The organism is Pseudomonas sp. Au-Pse12 (assembly GCF_021341665.1).
GTDB lineage: Bacteria > Pseudomonadota > Gammaproteobacteria > Pseudomonadales > Pseudomonadaceae > Aquipseudomonas.
On record NZ_JAJTTH010000006.1, the window covers coordinates 183,926 to 199,918 of the forward strand.

At 67.1% G+C, this 15,993-nt stretch carries 17 protein-coding genes; 16 read left to right on the forward strand and 1 reads right to left on the reverse strand.

All coding sequences use genetic code 11. The annotated features are described in order from the left end of the window. Positions 1-24 precede the first annotated feature (24 nt). From LXM55_RS18430 to LXM55_RS18505, 16 genes are all read left to right on the forward strand, one after another. Positions 25-783: a glycosyltransferase family 2 protein gene (locus tag LXM55_RS18430; RefSeq protein WP_267924471.1), complete on the forward strand. Its 759-nt coding sequence runs from the start codon at positions 25-27 to the stop codon at positions 781-783. Next, a complete protein-coding gene (locus LXM55_RS18435; RefSeq protein WP_233321680.1) occupies positions 780-1,724 on the forward strand; it encodes an LpxL/LpxP family acyltransferase in 945 nt (314 codons plus the stop codon). Before LXM55_RS18430 ends, LXM55_RS18435 begins: the two co-directional genes overlap by 4 nt. Continuing rightward, on the forward strand, positions 1,705-3,249 hold the full coding sequence (locus LXM55_RS18440) for an HAL/PAL/TAL family ammonia-lyase (protein ID WP_233321681.1): 1,545 nt from the start codon (positions 1,705-1,707) through the stop codon (positions 3,247-3,249). Before LXM55_RS18435 ends, LXM55_RS18440 begins: the two co-directional genes overlap by 20 nt. Beyond that, complete coding sequence (locus LXM55_RS18445; RefSeq protein WP_233321683.1) at positions 3,242-3,667, forward strand: acyl-CoA thioesterase; 426 nt, start codon at positions 3,242-3,244, stop codon at positions 3,665-3,667. Before LXM55_RS18440 ends, LXM55_RS18445 begins: the two co-directional genes overlap by 8 nt. Continuing rightward, positions 3,664-4,332, forward strand: coding sequence for an outer membrane lipoprotein carrier protein LolA (locus tag LXM55_RS18450; RefSeq protein WP_233321685.1), 669 nt, complete (start codon positions 3,664-3,666; stop codon positions 4,330-4,332). Before LXM55_RS18445 ends, LXM55_RS18450 begins: the two co-directional genes overlap by 4 nt. Beyond that, positions 4,316-6,658 (forward strand): MMPL family transporter, encoded by a 2,343-nt coding sequence (locus LXM55_RS18455; RefSeq protein ID WP_233321686.1) that lies wholly within the window; start codon positions 4,316-4,318, stop codon positions 6,656-6,658. The genes LXM55_RS18450 and LXM55_RS18455 overlap by 17 nt, the downstream gene beginning before the upstream one ends. Then, positions 6,652-7,842 carry a sodium:proton antiporter gene (locus LXM55_RS18460; RefSeq protein ID WP_233321688.1) on the forward strand — a complete coding sequence of 397 codons (1,191 nt, stop codon included), beginning with the start codon at positions 6,652-6,654 and terminating at the stop codon, positions 7,840-7,842. The genes LXM55_RS18455 and LXM55_RS18460 overlap by 7 nt, the downstream gene beginning before the upstream one ends. Further along, on the forward strand, positions 7,829-9,076 hold the full coding sequence (locus tag LXM55_RS18465) for an NAD(P)/FAD-dependent oxidoreductase (RefSeq protein ID WP_233321690.1): 1,248 nt from the start codon (positions 7,829-7,831) through the stop codon (positions 9,074-9,076). The genes LXM55_RS18460 and LXM55_RS18465 overlap by 14 nt, the downstream gene beginning before the upstream one ends. Then, a complete protein-coding gene (locus LXM55_RS18470; RefSeq protein ID WP_233321693.1) occupies positions 9,073-9,834 on the forward strand; it encodes a class I SAM-dependent methyltransferase in 762 nt (253 codons plus the stop codon). The genes LXM55_RS18465 and LXM55_RS18470 overlap by 4 nt, the downstream gene beginning before the upstream one ends. Then, positions 9,831-10,316, forward strand: a complete 486-nt coding sequence (locus tag LXM55_RS18475) for a DUF3261 domain-containing protein (RefSeq protein ID WP_233321695.1) — start codon at positions 9,831-9,833, stop codon at positions 10,314-10,316. The genes LXM55_RS18470 and LXM55_RS18475 overlap by 4 nt, the downstream gene beginning before the upstream one ends. Further along, positions 10,313-11,509, forward strand: a complete 1,197-nt coding sequence (locus tag LXM55_RS18480) for a beta-ketoacyl-[acyl-carrier-protein] synthase family protein (protein WP_233321697.1) — start codon at positions 10,313-10,315, stop codon at positions 11,507-11,509. The genes LXM55_RS18475 and LXM55_RS18480 overlap by 4 nt, the downstream gene beginning before the upstream one ends. Continuing rightward, the gene (locus tag LXM55_RS18485) at positions 11,506-11,979 is read left to right on the forward strand and encodes a hotdog family protein (protein ID WP_233321698.1); all 474 of its coding nucleotides are present in this window, start codon (positions 11,506-11,508) and stop codon (positions 11,977-11,979) included. Before LXM55_RS18480 ends, LXM55_RS18485 begins: the two co-directional genes overlap by 4 nt. After that, positions 11,976-12,704, forward strand: a complete 729-nt coding sequence (gene fabG / locus LXM55_RS18490) for a 3-oxoacyl-ACP reductase FabG (protein ID WP_233321699.1) — start codon at positions 11,976-11,978, stop codon at positions 12,702-12,704. The genes LXM55_RS18485 and fabG overlap by 4 nt, the downstream gene beginning before the upstream one ends. Further along, positions 12,704-13,930, forward strand: coding sequence for a beta-ketoacyl-ACP synthase (locus LXM55_RS18495; RefSeq protein WP_233321701.1), 1,227 nt, complete (start codon positions 12,704-12,706; stop codon positions 13,928-13,930). Before fabG ends, LXM55_RS18495 begins: the two co-directional genes overlap by 1 nt. Positions 13,931-13,957: 27 nt before the next feature. Then, positions 13,958-14,407, forward strand: a complete 450-nt coding sequence (locus LXM55_RS18500; RefSeq protein WP_233321702.1) for a hypothetical protein — start codon at positions 13,958-13,960, stop codon at positions 14,405-14,407. Positions 14,408-14,469: 62 nt separating this feature from the next. Beyond that, a complete protein-coding gene (locus tag LXM55_RS18505; protein WP_233321703.1) occupies positions 14,470-14,916 on the forward strand; it encodes an excinuclease in 447 nt (148 codons plus the stop codon). A gap of 69 nt (positions 14,917-14,985) precedes the next feature. Here LXM55_RS18505 and LXM55_RS18510 read toward each other — a convergent pair whose 3' ends face one another. Further along, positions 14,986-15,885 (reverse strand): LysR family transcriptional regulator, encoded by a 900-nt coding sequence (locus LXM55_RS18510; protein WP_233321704.1) that lies wholly within the window; start codon positions 15,883-15,885, stop codon positions 14,986-14,988. Positions 15,886-15,993 lie beyond the last annotated feature (108 nt).

Sequence of the window (15,993 nt, forward strand, 5' to 3'; positions counted from 1 at the left end):
GGCTTCACGGCTGTAGGAGCTGGCTTGCCAGCGAAGGGGCCAACGCCGACCCACAGGCCCTGCGCCGTCATCCCGGTCTACAACCACGAAACCGCCGTGCCCGCGGTGGTCGACGCGCTGCTGGCCCGGGGCCTGCCCTGCGTGCTGGTGGACGATGCCAGCAGCCCCGAATGCGCCGCGGTGCTGGAGCACATGGCCAGCCGCGAGCAGGTGTTCCTGATTCGCCTGGCGATCAACCAGGGCAAGGGCGGCGCGGTCATGGCCGGCCTGCGCGAAGCCGCGCAGCTGGGTTTCAGCCACGCCCTGCAGGTGGACGCCGACGGCCAGCACGACCTGACGGATGTGGATCACTTCATCCAGCACTCCCAGGCCCACCCCGAGGCGCTGGTCTGCGGTTATCCACAGTACGACGCCAGCGTGCCCAAGGGCCGCCTGTACGCCCGCTACCTGACCCATGTGTGGGTCTGGATCAACAGCCTGTCGCTGCAGATCCCGGATTCGATGTGCGGCTTCAGGGTCTATCCCCTGCCCGCGACATTGGCCCTGCTGGACTCGGTGCAACTGGGCCGGCGCATGGACTTCGACCCGGAGATCCTAGTGCGCCTGTCCTGGCGCAACCAGCCCATGCGCTGGCTGCCGACCCGGGTGCACTACCCGCAGGACGGCCTGTCGCACTTTCGCCTGTTCCACGACAACGCGCTGATTTCCAAGATGCACGCCAAGCTGTTCTTCGGCATGTTGCTGCGCCTGCCGCTGATCCTCTGGCGCCGGTGGCGCCCATGAGCCAGACGCCCCCCAACGAACACTGGGCCGAGCACCAGGAACGCGGCAGCTTCTGGCTGATGAAGCTCACCGCCTTCGGCGTGCGGGTGCTGGGGCGCCGGCTGCTGAGCCCGGTGCTGTACGCCATCGTGTTCTACTTCTTCCTGTTCGGCCGCCGCGCCCGGCGCAGCATCTGGCAGTACCAGCAGCGCCTGGCCCAGTGGAGCGGGCGCAACGAGTTATACCCCAGCCACTGGCGGGTGTTCGGCCAGTTCATGGCCTTCGCCGATGCCCTGCTGGACAAGCTCGACGTGTGGAACGGCAAGTTGCGCATCGAGCAGATCGAGATCGTCGACCCGGCGCAGCTGCGCCATCAGCTGCGCGGTGAACGCGGGCAGATGCTGGTGGGCGCGCACCTGGGCAACCTGGAAGTCTGCCGGGCCCTGGCCGAGCTGGGGGAGCAGGTGACCATGAACGTGCTGGTGCACACCAAGCACGCCGAACGCTTCAACCGCCTGCTGGGCGAGGCCGGCGCCAGCAACCTGCGGCTGATCCAGGTCAGCGAGCTGGACCCGGCAATCATGCTGCAACTGAGCCAGCGCCTGGATCGCGGCGAGTGGCTGGCGATTGCCGGCGACCGCGTGCCATTGCACGGCGGGCGCAATGTGCGGGTGGATTTCCTCGGCCACCCGGCGGCCTTCCCCCAGGGCCCCTGGCTGCTGGCGGGGCTGCTCAAGTGCCCGGTCAACCTGCTGCTGTGCCTGAAACAGCAGGGCCGCTACCAGGTGATCCTCGAGCCCTTCGCCGAGGCCGTGCAGTGGAAACGCAACGACCGCCAGCAGGTGATCGCCCAGTGGACCGCCCGCTACGCCGAGCGCCTGGGCCAGTACTGCCTGCAGGCACCGCAACAATGGTTCAACTTTTACCCATTCTGGAAGACCGATGACGACCTCGACCCATGAGCCGGTAACCTTCGGCGAACACCCCCTGCGCATCGAAGACGTGCTGGCCCTGGCCAACCGCCAGGCGCCGACGCGCCTGCAAGACGACGCCGCCTGGCGCCAGCGGATCGCCAAGGGCGCGCAGTTCCTCGACTCCCTGCTGGACAAGGAAGGGGTGATCTACGGCGTGACCACCGGCTACGGCGACTCCTGCGTGGTGGCGGTGCCGCTGCAGCACGTCGAGGCTTTGCCGCGTCATCTGTACACCTTCCACGGCTGCGGCCTGGGCAAACTGCTCGACGCCCAGGCCACCCGCGCCGTATTGGCCGCGCGTCTGCAGTCGCTGTGCCACGGCGTGTCCGGGGTGCGGGTGGAACTGCTGGAACGCCTGCAGGGCTTCCTCGACCAGGACATCCTGCCGCTGATCCCCGAAGAGGGTTCGGTGGGCGCCAGCGGCGACCTGACGCCGCTGTCCTATGTGGCGGCGACCCTGTCCGGCGAACGCGAGGTGCTGTTCCGTGGCGAGCGTCGTGAGTCCGCCGACGTGCACCGCGAGCTGGGCTGGGAGCCCCTGGTGCTGCGGCCCAAGGAAGCCCTGGCGCTGATGAACGGCACCGCGGTGATGACCGGGCTGGCCTGCCTGGCCTTTGCCCGGGCCGACTACCTGCTGCGCCTGGCCACCCGCATCACCGCCCTCAACGTGGTGGCCCTGCAAGGCAATCCGGAGCACTTCGACGAGCGCCTGTTCGCCGCCAAGCCGCACCCGGGGCAGATGCAAGTGGCCGCCTGGCTGCGCCAGGACCTGGCGATCGACGCACCGACCGCGCCCCTGCACCGTCTGCAGGACCGCTACTCGCTGCGCTGCGCGCCCCACGTGCTGGGGGTACTGGCCGACAGCCTGGGCTGGCTGCGCGGCTTCATCGAAACCGAACTCAACAGCGCCAACGACAACCCGATCATCGATGCCGAAGCCGAGCGCGTGCTGCACGGCGGGCACTTCTATGGCGGGCACATCGCCTTTGCCATGGACAGCCTGAAGAACCTGGTGGCCAACGTCGCCGACCTGCTGGACCGGCAACTGGCGCTGCTGGTGGACGTGCGCTACAACCACGGCCTGCCGAGCAACCTGTCCGGCGCCAGCGCCGAACGCGCCATGCTCAACCACGGCTTCAAGGCGGTGCAGATCGGCGCCAGCGCCTGGACCGCCGAAGCCTTGAAGAACACCCTGCCGGCCAGCGTGTTCTCGCGCTCCACCGAGTGCCACAACCAGGACAAGGTGAGCATGGGCACCATCGCCGCCCGCGACGCCATCCGCGTGCTGGAACTGACCGAGCAAGTGGCGGCCGCCACCTTGCTCGCGGCCAACCAGGGCGTCTGGCTGCGCAGCCAGGAAGCCGATGCCCGGCCGCTGCCGCCGGCCCTGGATGCCATGCACCGGGAACTGGCCGCGGACTTCGCGCCCGTCATCGAAGACCGCGCCCTGGAGCGCGAACTGCGCCTGTGCCTGCAGCGCATCGCCGAGCAACACTGGAGGCTGCATGCGTAGCAAGGGAGTGATCCACGCCGACACCCAGATCCTGGTGCCGTTCTTCGACGTCGACACCATGCACGTCGTCTGGCACGGGCATTACGTCAAGTACCTGGAAGTCGCCCGCTGCGCCCTGCTGGACCAGCTCGGCCACAACTACAACCAGATGCTCGAATCCGGCTACGCCTGGCCGGTGATCGACCTGCAACTGCGCTACGTGCGCGGCGCGGTGTTCGGCCAGACCCTGAACGTGCGCGCCAGCCTGGTGGAGTGGGAGAACCGCCTGAAGATCAACTACCTGATCACCGACCTGGCCAGTGGCGAGCGCTTGACCCGCGCCAGTTCGGTGCAAGTGGCGGTGGAGATTGCCAGCCGGGAAATGCAGCTGGCCTCGCCCAAGGTCTTCACCGACGCCGTCGCGAGGGCCCTGCCATGAGCTGGCTCGCGAAGATCATCAACCTGTATGCCCATTGTCGGACACCGGGTGCGGCGGTGCGGCGGCTCGCGAGCAAGCTCGCTCCTACAGTGTTTGTGTTGCTGGCGGTGCCGGGGCTGGCCCAGGCCTTCGACCTGCAACAGCTGAGCGATCAACTGTCGCGGCCGGAGGTGATCCACGGCCGCTTCATCCAGGAGAAACACCTGCGCGCCCTGCCCCAGCCGTTGACCAGCAAGGGCCACTTCGTCCTGGCGAAAAACCACGGCCTGCTGTGGCTGCTGCAAACCCCGCTGCAACAGGACTACCGCATCACCGCCCAGGGCATTGCCCGGCGCGATGCCGGTGGCTGGCAGATGCTCCCCGGCAAGAGCGCCGGGGCCGAGCAGAACCGCCTGTTCCTCGCCGTGCTGCAAGGCGACAGCAGCGGCCTGCAACGCGACTTCGAACTCAAGCTGCAAGGCAGCGCGCAGAACTGGCAGTTGCAACTGACCCCGCGCTCGCTGCTGCTGCAACAGATCTTCACCCAGATCAACATCGACGGTGGCGAGCTGGTGCAGCGCATCGAACTGCTGGAAGCCCAGGGCGACCGCACCCTGCTGATCATGCAGGACAGCAGCAGCGCCCAGCCGCTCAGCGAGACGGAGCAACATGACTTTGCCGAGTGAACGCTGGCTGCCACGCTTCTTCCTGATCCTGCTGGTGCTGGTCCTGGCCCTGGGTGCCTGGCAATGGCGCCACGGTGCGCCGCTGTCGGCCAATCTCATGGAGCTGGTGCCCGGCACCGCCCCGGACGCCTTGGAGCTGCAGGCCGAGCAGCGCATGCAGGAGCCGCTGAACCGGGAAATGCTGGTGCTGGTCGGGCATGCCGAGCGCCAGCAAGCGCTGGCCATGGCCCGGCAACTGGCCGAGCAATGGCAGGCCAGCGGCCTGTTCGAGAAGGTCCAGTGGAACCTCCAGGCCGACTTGCCGGCGCTGCGCCAGCAACTGCTGCAAGGCCGCCTGGCGATGCTCGGGGCCAAGGATCGCGAACAGTTGCTGCAGCAGCCTCAGGCCTTTATCCAGCAACGGGTGCAGAGCCTGTTCGACCCGTTCACCGGCTTTAGCCTGGTGCCCAGCCAGGATGACTGGCTGGGCCTGACCGGACGCATCCAGAACAACCAGCCGCAACACGGCGCGGTACAGCTGGACATCGGCAGCGGCGCCCTGGTGGCCGAAGCCGACGGCCAGCACTGGGTGTTGCTGCGCGCCCGCACCGGCGGCAATGCCTTCGACATGCAGCTGCCCCTGCAAGTGGCCGAGTTGCTGCGCCACAGCCGTGAGCAGGCCGGCCAGCAGCAGGTACAACTATTGGCCGCCAGCGGCTTGCTGTACGCCGCCAACGGCCAGCAACAGGCCAGCCGCGAGATCACCTGGGTCGGCGGCGGCGCCACCCTGGGCATCCTGTTGCTGCTGCTCCTGGCCTTTCGCCGCTGGCGTGCCCTGCTGGCCTTCGTCCCGGTGCTGGTGGGCATGCTGTTCGGCGCGGTGGCTTGCGTCGCGCTGTTCGGCCGCATGCACGTGATGACCCTGGTGCTGGGGTCGAGCCTGATCGGCGTGGCCGTCGACTACCCGCTGCATTACCTGTCCAAGAGCTGGAGCCTGAACCCCTGGCGCAGCTGGCCGGCTCTGCGCCTGACCTTGCCGGGGCTGAGCCTGAGCCTGGTCACCAGTTGCATCGGCTACCTGGCCCTGGCCTGGACCCCGTTCCCGGCCCTGACCCAGATCGCCGTGTTCTCCGCCGCCGGGCTGCTGGGGGCTTATCTGTCGGCGGTGTGCCTGCTGCCAGCGCTGCTCAAGGGCGTCGAGTTGCGTCCGGCGCAATGGCCGCTGCGGGTGGCCGAAGCCTTGCTCAAGGTCCGCGCGGCCCTGCTCAAGCGCGTACCCAGCCCGGTGCTGCTGGTCCTGCTGGCGCTGTTCTGCGCCACCGGCCTGTGGCAGCTCGACAGCAAGAACGACATCCGCCAGTGGGTCGGCGCGCCGCCGCAACTGCTGCAAGAAGCCCAGGCCATTGCGCGGATCACCGGCTATCAGCCCACCAGCCAGTTCTTCCTGGTGCGCGCCGCCGACCAGCAACAGCTGCTGGAGCGCCTGGACGCTCTGGACCAGCGCCTGCAGCAATTGGTGAACCTGGGCAAGCTCAAGGGCTACCTGTCGCTGAACCAGTTGCTCAACCAACCGACGCAACAGCAGCAGGTGCGTGAGGCCCTCAAACAGTTGCCGCATTTCTGGCAACCGCTGCTCGACCTGGGGGTGCCCGAGGCCGCGCTGCAGGCGGAGCTGGAGCAATTGCAGCAACTGCCACAGGAAGACCTCGACACCGCGCTCAGCGGGCCGCTGGCCGAACCCTATCGCCCACTGTGGCTGGGCAAAAATGCCGACGGCGTGGCTGCCATGGTCAGCCTGCAAGGGCTGAACGACGCCACGCTGCTGCGGGTCCAGGCCGACGATCTGCCGGGGGTGCAACTGGTGGACCGCCTCGGTGAGCTGAACCGGGTGTTCGCCGCCACCCAGGTCAGCGCCGCTGAACTCAAGCTGGCCTCCTGCGTGCTGATCGTGCTGCTGCTGATCCTGCCCTTCGGTTTCGGTGGCGCCCTGCGCCTGGTGGCCCTGCCGCTGCTGGCGGCGTTGTGCAGCCTGGCCAGCCTCGGCTGGCTGGGGCAGCCGTTGACCCTGTTCAGCCTGTTCGGCCTGTTGCTGGTGACCGCCATCAGTGTCGACTACGCCATCCTCATGCACGAGCAGATCGGCGGCGCGGCGGTGAGCCTGCTGGGCACCCTGCTGGCGGCCCTGACCACTTGGCTGTCGTTCGGCCTGCTGGCGATTTCCAGTACCCCGGCGGTGAGCAACTTCGGCCTGGCGGTGAGCCTGGGGCTGGCCTTCAGCTTTATCCTCGCGCCCTGGGCCGGGCATACGGCGCAGCCGGCGCCCGCAACGGAGAACCCGGCATGCTGATCCTGTTGTTCTGGCTGCTGGCCCTGGCCTTGTTCGCCCTGGCGACCCATTTCGGCCGGCGTTTGGGCCTGATCCCGATTGTCAGCCAACTGCTGCTGGCGACCTTCGGCCTGCCCTTGCTGATGCTGCTGTGGATCGAGCCGCACTGGCAGCTTGGCGGCGCGCAACTGGTGTCGCCGCAGTGGCTCAAGCACCTGTACAGCCTGAGCTTCGCCCTGCTGCTAGGGCATATCCTCAGCGACGTGATCGACCTGCGCCTGGACCGCCAGAGCCTGAAGATCGCCGTGCCGAGCTTTGGCATTCCCTTCGCCTGCGGGCTGGCCACGGCCTTCTGGCTACTGCCAGCGCAACCCTGGATCAGCTCCCTGGCGGTGGGCCTGCTGTTCGCCATTACCGCGATCCCGGTGCTCTACCTGTACCTGCGGCACATCCACTACCCACCCGCCGCCACCCGCCGCCTGGTGCAGACCGCGATCCTCATCGACCTGACCTGCTGGAGCCTGTTCGCCCTGGCCCAGGGCAGCCTGCACCTGAGCAGCCTGCTGCTGCCGCTGGCCGGCGCCTGCCTGCCGTTGCTGCTGCGCACCCTGGGCCTGCGCCAGCCGCTGCTGTACAGCCTGGGCTTTTTCGGCCTGCTGGTGGTGGCCGAGCACTACAAGCTCAATGCGCTGATCTTCGGCATCGGCTACCTGCTGTGCATGGCCGCCCTCAAGCTGCCGCTGGTGCTGCCGTTAAAGGCGGCCTGGATGAACCGCTTGCAGACCGGCATCGCCATTCCGCTGATCCTCACGTTCGGCATCGTGCAGATCAACGTGCACAGCGCCATGGACAGCCTCGGCTGGAGCCAACTGGCGGCCCTGCTGCTGTTGCCGATCGCCAGCAAGCTGCTGGGCAACTGGCTGGGCCTGGGCTGGGCCGGCGCCTCCTTCGCGGGCGCCAGCCGCTGGCGCGAGAGCCTGCTGCTGAACATTCGCGGCTTGAGCGAGATCGTCTTTCTCAACCTGCTGCTGCAACAACAGCTGATCAGCCCGGCGCTGTACTTCGCGCTGATGCTCATGGGCCTGATCGCCACCCTGCTGCCGGCCCTGGCCGGGCTGCACCGAACTCCCCTGGCGGCGACCCACGCCGCCCCCTTGAATCTGAACATCGCCAAACCGGCAAGGAGCCCCAGTGCCAACAGTTGAAATGCAACGTCGCCAGGTCGTGGTGATCGGTGCCGGCCCCTCGGGGGCCATCGCGGCCGCGCTGCTCAAGCGCCAGGGCCACGACGTACTGATCGTCGAGCGGCAACATTTCCCACGTTTCTCCATCGGTGAAAGCCTGCTGTCCCACTGCCTGGATTTCGTCGAGGAAGCCGGGATGCTGGAGGCGGTGCAGGCCGCCGGATTCCAGCTCAAGAACGGCGCAGCGTTCGCCTGGGGCGAGCACTACAGCACCTTCGATTTCGGCGACACCTTCAGCCACGGCAAGCCCACCACCTTCCAGGTCCAGCGCGCCGACTTCGACAAGCTGCTGGCCGATCAGGCGGCGCTGCAAGGGGTCGAGATCCGCTACGGCGAAGAGATCATCGCGGTGGACGTGGCGCGGCCGTTGCCGCAGCTCGACTGCCGTCGCGAGGACGGCAGCCAGTACCGCATCGAAGCCGACTTCATCCTCGACGCCAGCGGTTACGGCCGGGTGCTGCCGCGCCTGCTGGAGCTGGAAGCGCCGTCGAATTTCCCGGTGCGCCGGGCGGTGTTCACCCATGTCGAAGACCGCATCGACTGCGAGCACTTCGACCGCAACAAGATCCTCATCACCACCCACCCGGAACACCGCGACATCTGGTTCTGGAGCATCCCCTTCAGCAACGGCCGTTGTTCGGTGGGGGTGGTGGCCGCCGATGAACACTTCGCCGGGCGCGATGGCGACCTGGACGCCTGCCTGCGCGGCTTCATCGAGCAAACACCGAGCCTGGCCAAGGTCCTGGCAAACGCCGTGTGGGACACCCCGGCGCGGACCATCGGCGGCTACTCGGCCAACGTCACCACCCTGCACGGCCCGGGCTTCGCGCTGCTGGGCAATGCCGCGGAGTTCCTCGACCCGGTGTTCTCTTCCGGGGTGACCATCGCCATGCGCTCATCGAGCATGGCCGCCGCCGTGCTGCACCGACAGTTGCAGGGCGAAAGCGTCGACTGGGCGAGCGAGTTCGCCGCACCGCTCAAGCGCGGCGTCGATACCTTCCGCTGCTACGTCGAGGGCTGGTACGCCGGCACCTTCCAGGACGTGATCTACCACCCGGGCAGCTCGCCGGAGATCCGCCGGATGATCAGCTCGATCCTCGCCGGCTATGCCTGGGATGAACGCAACCCCTTCGTCAGCGAGCCCAAGCGCCGGCTCAAGGCACTGTCGGAAGTCTGCGCGAGGGACTGCGCATGAACGAGCCATCCACCCAGTACCTGAGCGACAGCTACGTCGAAGAGACCCGCTTCGGCTTCTGGTTCCTGCGCAGCCACACCTGGCAGCACCATGTGCTGCGGGTGGCGATCAATGACCTGCGCTCGCTGTTCGACGGCGAACTGCCGGCCCATCCGGTGCTGCTGGACGCTGGCTGCGGCCAGGGCAAATCGTTCCAGTACCTGCGCCAGGTGTTCGCCCCGCAGCGGCTGATCGGCCTCGATGCCGACCCCCACAGCCTCAAGCTCAGCGCCGAGGAAGCCCGGCGCCAGCAGTTGGATGTGGAGCTGATCGGCAGCGACTGCGCGACCCTGCAACTGGCCGACGCCAGCGTCGACCTGCTGTTCTGCCACCAGACCTTTCACCACCTGGTGGAACAGGAAAAGGCCCTGGCCGAGTTCTACCGGGTGCTCAAGCCCGGGGGTTACCTGCTGTTCGCCGAATCCACCGAGGCCTACATCGATACCTGGGTGATCCGCTGGCTGTTCCGCCACCCGATGCACGTGCAGAAAAGCGCCGCCGAGTACCTGCAGATGATTCGTCGGCAGGGCTTTGAATTCGGCCCGCAGAACGTGTCTTATCCCTATCTGTGGTGGAGTCGCGCCAAGGACTTCGGGCTGCTGGAGCGCTTCGGCCTGCGCCAGCCGCCGCCGGTCGGCCAGCGCGAAGAAACCCTGGTCAATGTCGTGGCGCGCAAGCCGCTGGAACCCGCTGCTGTCGAGGAAGGCCTGTCCGCATGATCCGCGCCCTGCTGCTCGGTTGTGTCTTGTTGCTGAGCGCTTGCGTCAGTCAGGCGCCGCTGCCCGAGCGCACGCCCTCGCTGGCGCTGCCATTACAGCTGCATGTGCAGCGCCAGGCCGAAAACCAGCGCCAGGACTGGTTGCTGGTGATCCAGGCCGAAGGCCCGGACCTGCGCTGGTCGCTGATGGACCCGCTGGGCATTCCCCTGGCCCGTCAGCGCCTGGTGGCTGGCCACTGGCAGGCCGACGGCCTGCTGCCGCCCAACCCGGAAGCGCGGGAGCTGTTCGCGGCCTTGCTGTTTGCCCTGACACCCGCCGCCGAGCTGGCGGCCAATTATCCGCATGCCCGCCAACAGGGTGGCCAACGATCCCTTGGCCAACGCTGGCGGATTGACTATCAACAACCTCTGGATTTTGCGTTGAACCTGCCTCAAGGCCCGTCCTACCACATCACTGCACTGAGCACCGAGGCCACGCCATGACGGCCTACCTCAACGCCCTCGGGGTGATCTGCGCCCTGGGCGACAATCGCCAGGCCGTCGCGCGCAGCCTGTTTGCCGGCGACTGCTCGGGCATGCGCGAGGAAAGCCATTGGGTACCCGAGCGCACCCTGCCGGTGGCCGCCGTGCGCAGCCCGCTGGCGAGCATGCCGGCCGGCCTCGAAGCTCACAACAGCCGCAACAACCAGCTGTTGCTGCACGCCGCGCGGCAGATCGAAGCCCCCATCCAGCAGGCGATCCAGCGCTACGGCCGGGGCCGCATCGGCATCGTCCTGGGCACCAGCACCTCGGGCATCGACGAGGCCAGCCGGGGCATTGCCCGCTACCTGCAGGACCGGCAGTTCCCGGCGGACTACGACTACCGTCAGCAGGAGCTCAGCGCCCCGGCGAACTTCCTCGCCCAATGGCTGCAACTGAGCGGCCCGGCCTATGTGATTTCCACCGCCTGCACCTCCAGCGCCCGGGCCCTGATCAGTGCCCGGCGCCTGCTCGACCTGGGCCTGTGCGACGCCGTGCTGTGCGGCGGGGTCGACAGCCTGTGCAAACTCACCTTGAACGGTTTCACGGCCCTGGAAGCGGTGTCCGGGCAACGCTGCAACCCGTTTTCGCGCAACCGCGACGGCATCAATATCGGTGAAGCCGCGGCGCTGTTCCTGATGAGCAGGGAACCCGGCGACGACGCCAGCATCGCCCTGCTGGGCGGTGGCGCCAGCTCCGACGCCTACCATATTTCCGCGCCGGCCCCCGATGGCCGCGGCGCCTTGCAGGCCATGCACCTGGCGCTGCGCAGCGCCGGCCTGCAGCCGCAGCAGATCGGCTACCTGAACCTGCACGGCACCGCCACCCAGCACAACGACGCCATGGAAAGCCTGGCCGTTGCCCAACTGTTCCCCGACGGCGTGCCCTGCTCCTCGACCAAACCCCTGAGCGGCCACACCCTGGGCGCCGCCGGGGCCCTGGAAGCGGCCTTCTGCTGGCTGGCCCTGAGTGCCGACAACCCCGGCCAGGCGTTGCCGCCCCATGTCTGGGACGGCGAGGCCGACCCGGCCTTGCCGCCACTGCGCTGGGTCACCCCGGCCGACCACCTGGACCCGCACGCACCGCGCCACCTGATGAGCAACTCCTTCGCCTTCGGTGGCAACAACGTCAGCCTGATTATCGGAGACGCCCCATGATTGACTGGCCGCTCGCCGAGTTGCTGCCCCATGCCGGGGACATGATCCTCATCGATCAGGTCCTGGACTTTGATCAAGAACAGATCCGCACCCGCCTCGAAGTCCGCCCCGGCGGTTTGTTCAACCGCCCCGATGGCAGCCTGCCGGCCTGGGTCGGCATCGAGCTGATGGCCCAGAGCGTGGCCGCCTACGCCGGTTGCCGCGCGCGCCAGCAAGGCTTGCCGGTGGAACTGGGCTTTCTGCTTGGCACCCGTAAATTCGAATGCAATGTCGAACACTTTGCCGTCGGCAGCATCCTGGACATCCACGCCTTGCGCTCACTTGAAGACGACAACGGCATGGGCGTGTTCGAGTGCCACCTCAGCGGCCCCGGCATTGCCGCCAGCGCGCGCCTGAACGTGTTCCGTCCGCCCCAGGCCGCCGACTACCTGCATGAAACACCTGCCTCTTCTACAGGAACCCCGTCATGACTGACTCCGTACTGGTCACCGGCTCCAGCCGTGGCATCGGCCGCGCCATCGCCTTGCGCCTGGCCCAGGCCGGCTATGACCTGGTGCTGCACTGCCGCAGTGGCCGCACCGAAGCCGAAGCCGTCAAGGGCGAAGTCGAGGCCCTGGGCCGCAACGCCCGCGTCCTGCAATTCGATGTATCGGACCGGGAGGCCTGCCGGGCTGCCCTGGAGGCCGACGTCGACGCCCACGGCGCCTATTACGGCGTGGTACTCAACGCCGGCCTGACCCGCGATGGCGCCTTCCCGGCGCTCAGCGAAGACGACTGGGACCAGGTGCTGCGCACCAACCTCGACGGTTTCTACAACGTCCTGCACCCGGTGATGATGCCGATGATCCGCCGCCGCGCCGCCGGGCGCATTGTCTGCATCACCTCGGTCTCGGGGCTGATCGGCAACCGCGGCCAGGTCAACTACAGCGCCTCCAAGGCCGGCCTGATCGGCGCCGCCAAGGCCCTGGCCATCGAGCTGGGCAAGCGCAAGATCACCGTCAACTGCGTGGCCCCGGGGCTGATCGACACCGCCATGCTCGATGAGAACGTGCCGGTGGACGAGCTGATGAAGATGATCCCCGCGCAGCGCATGGGCACCCCGGAAGAGGTGGCCGGGGCGGTGAACTTCCTGATGTCCGCCGAGGCCGCCTACATCACCCGCCAGGTGCTGGCGGTGAACGGGGGCCTGTGCTGATGAAACGCGTGGTTGTCACCGGCATGGCCGGCATCACCTCCCTGGGCAACGACTGGGCCAGCATCGCCGAGCGCTTCGCCGCCAACCGCAGCGGCATCCGGCGCATGGACGAGTGGGACCGTTTCAGCGAGCTCAACACCCGCCTGGCCGGCCCCATCGACGATTTCCAGGTGCCCGGGCACTGGACCCGCAAACAGCTGCGCAGCATGGGCCGGGTTTCGCGCCTGGCCGTGGGCGCCGCCGAACAGGCGCTGGCCAACGCCGGGTTGCTGGGCGACCCGTCGATCAAGGACGGGCGCATGGGCGTGGCCTGTGGCTCTTCCACCGGCAGCACCGACGAGATCAAGGCCTTCGGCAACATGCTGCTGAATTCGGTGGCCGAGGGGCTCAACGCCAACTCCTACGTGCGCATGATGCCCCACACCACCGCGGCCAATATCAGCATCTTCTTCGGCCTCACCGGGCGCCTAATTCCCACCTCCAGCGCCTGCACCAGCGGCAGCCAGGGCATCGGCTACGCCTACGAGGCGATCAAGTTCGGCCGCCTGCCGCTGATGCTCGCCGGCGGCGCCGAAGAGCTGTGCCCCACCGAAGCCATGGTGTTCGACGCGCTCTACGCCACCAGCCTGAAAAACGACGCGCCGCATACCAGCCCCCGGCCCTACGACATGGACCGCGACGGCCTGGTGATCGGTGAAGGCGGCGGCATGCTGGTGCTCGAAGAGCTGGAACACGCCCTGGCCCGTGGCGCGCACATTTACGCGGAAATCGTCGGCTTCGGCAGCAACGCCGACGGCCAGCACACCACCCGCCCCGAGCAGAGCACCATGCGCCGGGCCATGGAACTGGCGCTGGAAGACGCGGCCCTGGCCCCGGCGGCCATCGGCTACGTCAACGGCCATGGCACCGCCACCGAGCAGGGCGATATTGCCGAAACCCTGGCCACCAGCAGCCTGTTCGGCAGCCGCATGCCCATCAGCTCGCAGAAGAGCTTCCTCGGCCACACCCTGGGCGCCTGCGGCGCGCTGGAATCCTGGTTCAGCATCGAGATGCTCAACCGCGACCTCTATGTGCACACCTGCAACCTGGAGAAGGTCGACCCGCGCTGCGGCGAGCTGGACTACCTGCAGGACGGCTTCCGGGCCATGAGCCACGAATACGTGATGAACAACAACTTTGCCTTTGGCGGCGTCAACACCTCGTTGATCTTCCGCCGCTGGTCCTGACGCACCCAACCCTACTGGAGAAATGGAATGTCCTCCCTGTTTCGCGCGACGCTGATCGTCCTGGCCCTGCTGAGCACGGCCGCCTGTACCAGCAAACCGATGTACACCCCCAACCGGGTCATCCCAACCACCATCCAGGCCAGCCAGGAACAGGTCAAACAGGCGATCCTGAAGAACCTGGTGGCCCGCAAGTGGACCGTGCAGCGCATCAGCCCGGAGCTGATCCAGGCCGAGATCACCGTGCGCGAGCAGTTCCACGCCGAGATCGATATCCAGTACAGCGCCAGCGCCTACAAAATCGTCTACCGCGACAGCCGCGACCTGGACTACAAGGACGGCAAGATCCACAAGAACTACATCCGCTGGGTGCGCCTGCTGGACAAGGGCATCCTGCGCGAGCTGCGGGACAACCAGAACGAACGGACCGCGCAACAACTGTCCGACGCGGCGGCCAAGAGCTTTCCGGCCGCGCAATGAGCCCCTCCCTGTGACCCCGGTCACAGGGCTGCTTCACCCCCTTTAATGTCATGGAGAATGCGATGCGTTTGAAGACACTGGCGGCCACCGCCACCCTGCTGCTGTGCACCCTGCCCGGCATCAGCCAGGCCCGCGATACCGCCCTGTACCTGCCCTTCGACAAGGTCGTGGCCGAGGCCATCAGCACCGGCAAGATCGATGGCAGCGTGAAGTTCTACCTGGCGGGCAACAAGCCGGCCGGCAAGGTCAGCGTACTGAGCCCGGGCGCCGTGACCAACAAGAAGACCAACGCCTTCGGCAAGGCCGACCAGGTGGCCTGTGAATGGGCCCTGCAATCGGCGCTGATCACCCTGCATGAAGCGGCGAAGAAAGTCGGCGCCAACGCCGTGACCGACATCGCTAGCTTCTACAAGAGCCGCGAGCGCAAGGACGCCACCACCTATGAGTGCCACGCCGGCGCCATCATGGCTGGCGTAGCGTTGCGCGGGGATCTGTCCAAGGTTCAGTGAACCCGCCCCGGCGCCGTCATCAGCGCCAAGCCGGTTCCAGCGAGGAGCCGGCTGCCTGCCTCGCCCAACTCAAGCCACTGCGTCGAGCTTGCGAGTGAGCAACTCGACAAACGCCTTGGCCATGGGCGAAGCCTGGTCCTTGCGCTGCACCAGCCACACCGCCGACATCGCTGCCGGGTCCAGCAGGCGGCGATAGACCACGCCGTCGATGCGCATGCGCTGGTAGGACGCCGGCAGTACCGAAACCCCCAACCCTGCCGCCACCAGACCGATGATGGTCATGGCTTCCGCCGCCTCCTGGGCGAAATGCGGGGTGAAGCCGGCATCCCGGGACAGGCTCAGCAACTGCGCATACAGGCCGCTGCCATAGCTGCGGGGAAAGAACACGAAGGGTTCCTGGGCCAGCTCCGCCAGGTGCAGCCCCTCTTCACTGCCGCTGGCCAGCGGGTGCTTGGAACTGAGCACCGCCACCAGCGGCTCGCGCAGCAGTTCCACCACCGACAGCGAATCCGGCAATGGCAGGGGCCGCATGATGCCGACCTGGATCGACTGGTCCACCAGCGCCTCGGCGACCTGGGTGCTGCTCATTTCCTTGAGCTTGAGGTGCACCGCGGGAAAGCGCTGGCGGAAGGCAAAGATCGCCTGGGGAATGGTCGAGTTGAAGGGCGCCGACGAGGTGAAACCGATCTTCAGTTCCCCCAGCTCGCCCAGTTGCGCGCGCCGCGCCACATCCGCCGCCTTGTCCACTTGGGCCAGCACCAGCCGTGCCTCCTCCAGGAACAGGCGCCCAGCCTCGCTGAGCTCGACCCGGCGATTGGTTCGTTCGAACAGGCGCGCGCCCACTTCCTGTTCCAGCGCCTGGATCTGCTGGCTCAGCGGCGGCTGGGAAATGCCCAGCACCTGGGCCGCACGGCCGAAATGCAGTTCTTCGGCGACAGCGATGAAGTAGCGCAGGTGACGCAATTCCATGGGGGCCTCATTAAGTCTTAAAACCTATCAAACAGGTCGAACAATATATTGGAAAGAATCATTAGCCAGCTATATGCTTTTTCCATTGCCTGACTGGCTGCGTTCCCC

Excerpts from the sequence above, each read along its gene's own strand:
- LXM55_RS18470 (WP_233321693.1), top strand. The coding sequence starts at position 9,073 with ATGAACGAGCCATCCACCCAGTACCTGAGCGACAGCTACGTCGAAGAG.
- LXM55_RS18485 (WP_233321698.1), top strand. The coding sequence starts at position 11,506 with ATGATTGACTGGCCGCTCGCCGAGTTGCTGCCCCATGCCGGGGACATG.
- LXM55_RS18435 (WP_233321680.1), top strand. The coding sequence starts at position 780 with ATGAGCCAGACGCCCCCCAACGAACACTGGGCCGAGCACCAGGAACGC.
- LXM55_RS18455 (WP_233321686.1), top strand. The coding sequence starts at position 4,316 with ATGACTTTGCCGAGTGAACGCTGGCTGCCACGCTTCTTCCTGATCCTG.
- LXM55_RS18445 (WP_233321683.1), top strand. The coding sequence starts at position 3,242 with ATGCGTAGCAAGGGAGTGATCCACGCCGACACCCAGATCCTGGTGCCG.
- fabG (WP_233321699.1), top strand. The coding sequence starts at position 11,976 with ATGACTGACTCCGTACTGGTCACCGGCTCCAGCCGTGGCATCGGCCGC.
- LXM55_RS18505 (WP_233321703.1), top strand. The coding sequence starts at position 14,470 with ATGCGTTTGAAGACACTGGCGGCCACCGCCACCCTGCTGCTGTGCACC.
- LXM55_RS18440 (WP_233321681.1), top strand. The coding sequence starts at position 1,705 with ATGACGACCTCGACCCATGAGCCGGTAACCTTCGGCGAACACCCCCTG.
- LXM55_RS18450 (WP_233321685.1), top strand. The coding sequence starts at position 3,664 with ATGAGCTGGCTCGCGAAGATCATCAACCTGTATGCCCATTGTCGGACA.
- LXM55_RS18510 (WP_233321704.1), bottom strand. The coding sequence starts at position 15,885 with ATGGAATTGCGTCACCTGCGCTACTTCATCGCTGTCGCCGAAGAACTG.
- LXM55_RS18495 (WP_233321701.1), top strand. The coding sequence starts at position 12,704 with ATGAAACGCGTGGTTGTCACCGGCATGGCCGGCATCACCTCCCTGGGC.
- LXM55_RS18475 (WP_233321695.1), top strand. The coding sequence starts at position 9,831 with ATGATCCGCGCCCTGCTGCTCGGTTGTGTCTTGTTGCTGAGCGCTTGC.
- LXM55_RS18460 (WP_233321688.1), top strand. The coding sequence starts at position 6,652 with ATGCTGATCCTGTTGTTCTGGCTGCTGGCCCTGGCCTTGTTCGCCCTG.
- LXM55_RS18480 (WP_233321697.1), top strand. The coding sequence starts at position 10,313 with ATGACGGCCTACCTCAACGCCCTCGGGGTGATCTGCGCCCTGGGCGAC.
- LXM55_RS18500 (WP_233321702.1), top strand. The coding sequence starts at position 13,958 with ATGTCCTCCCTGTTTCGCGCGACGCTGATCGTCCTGGCCCTGCTGAGC.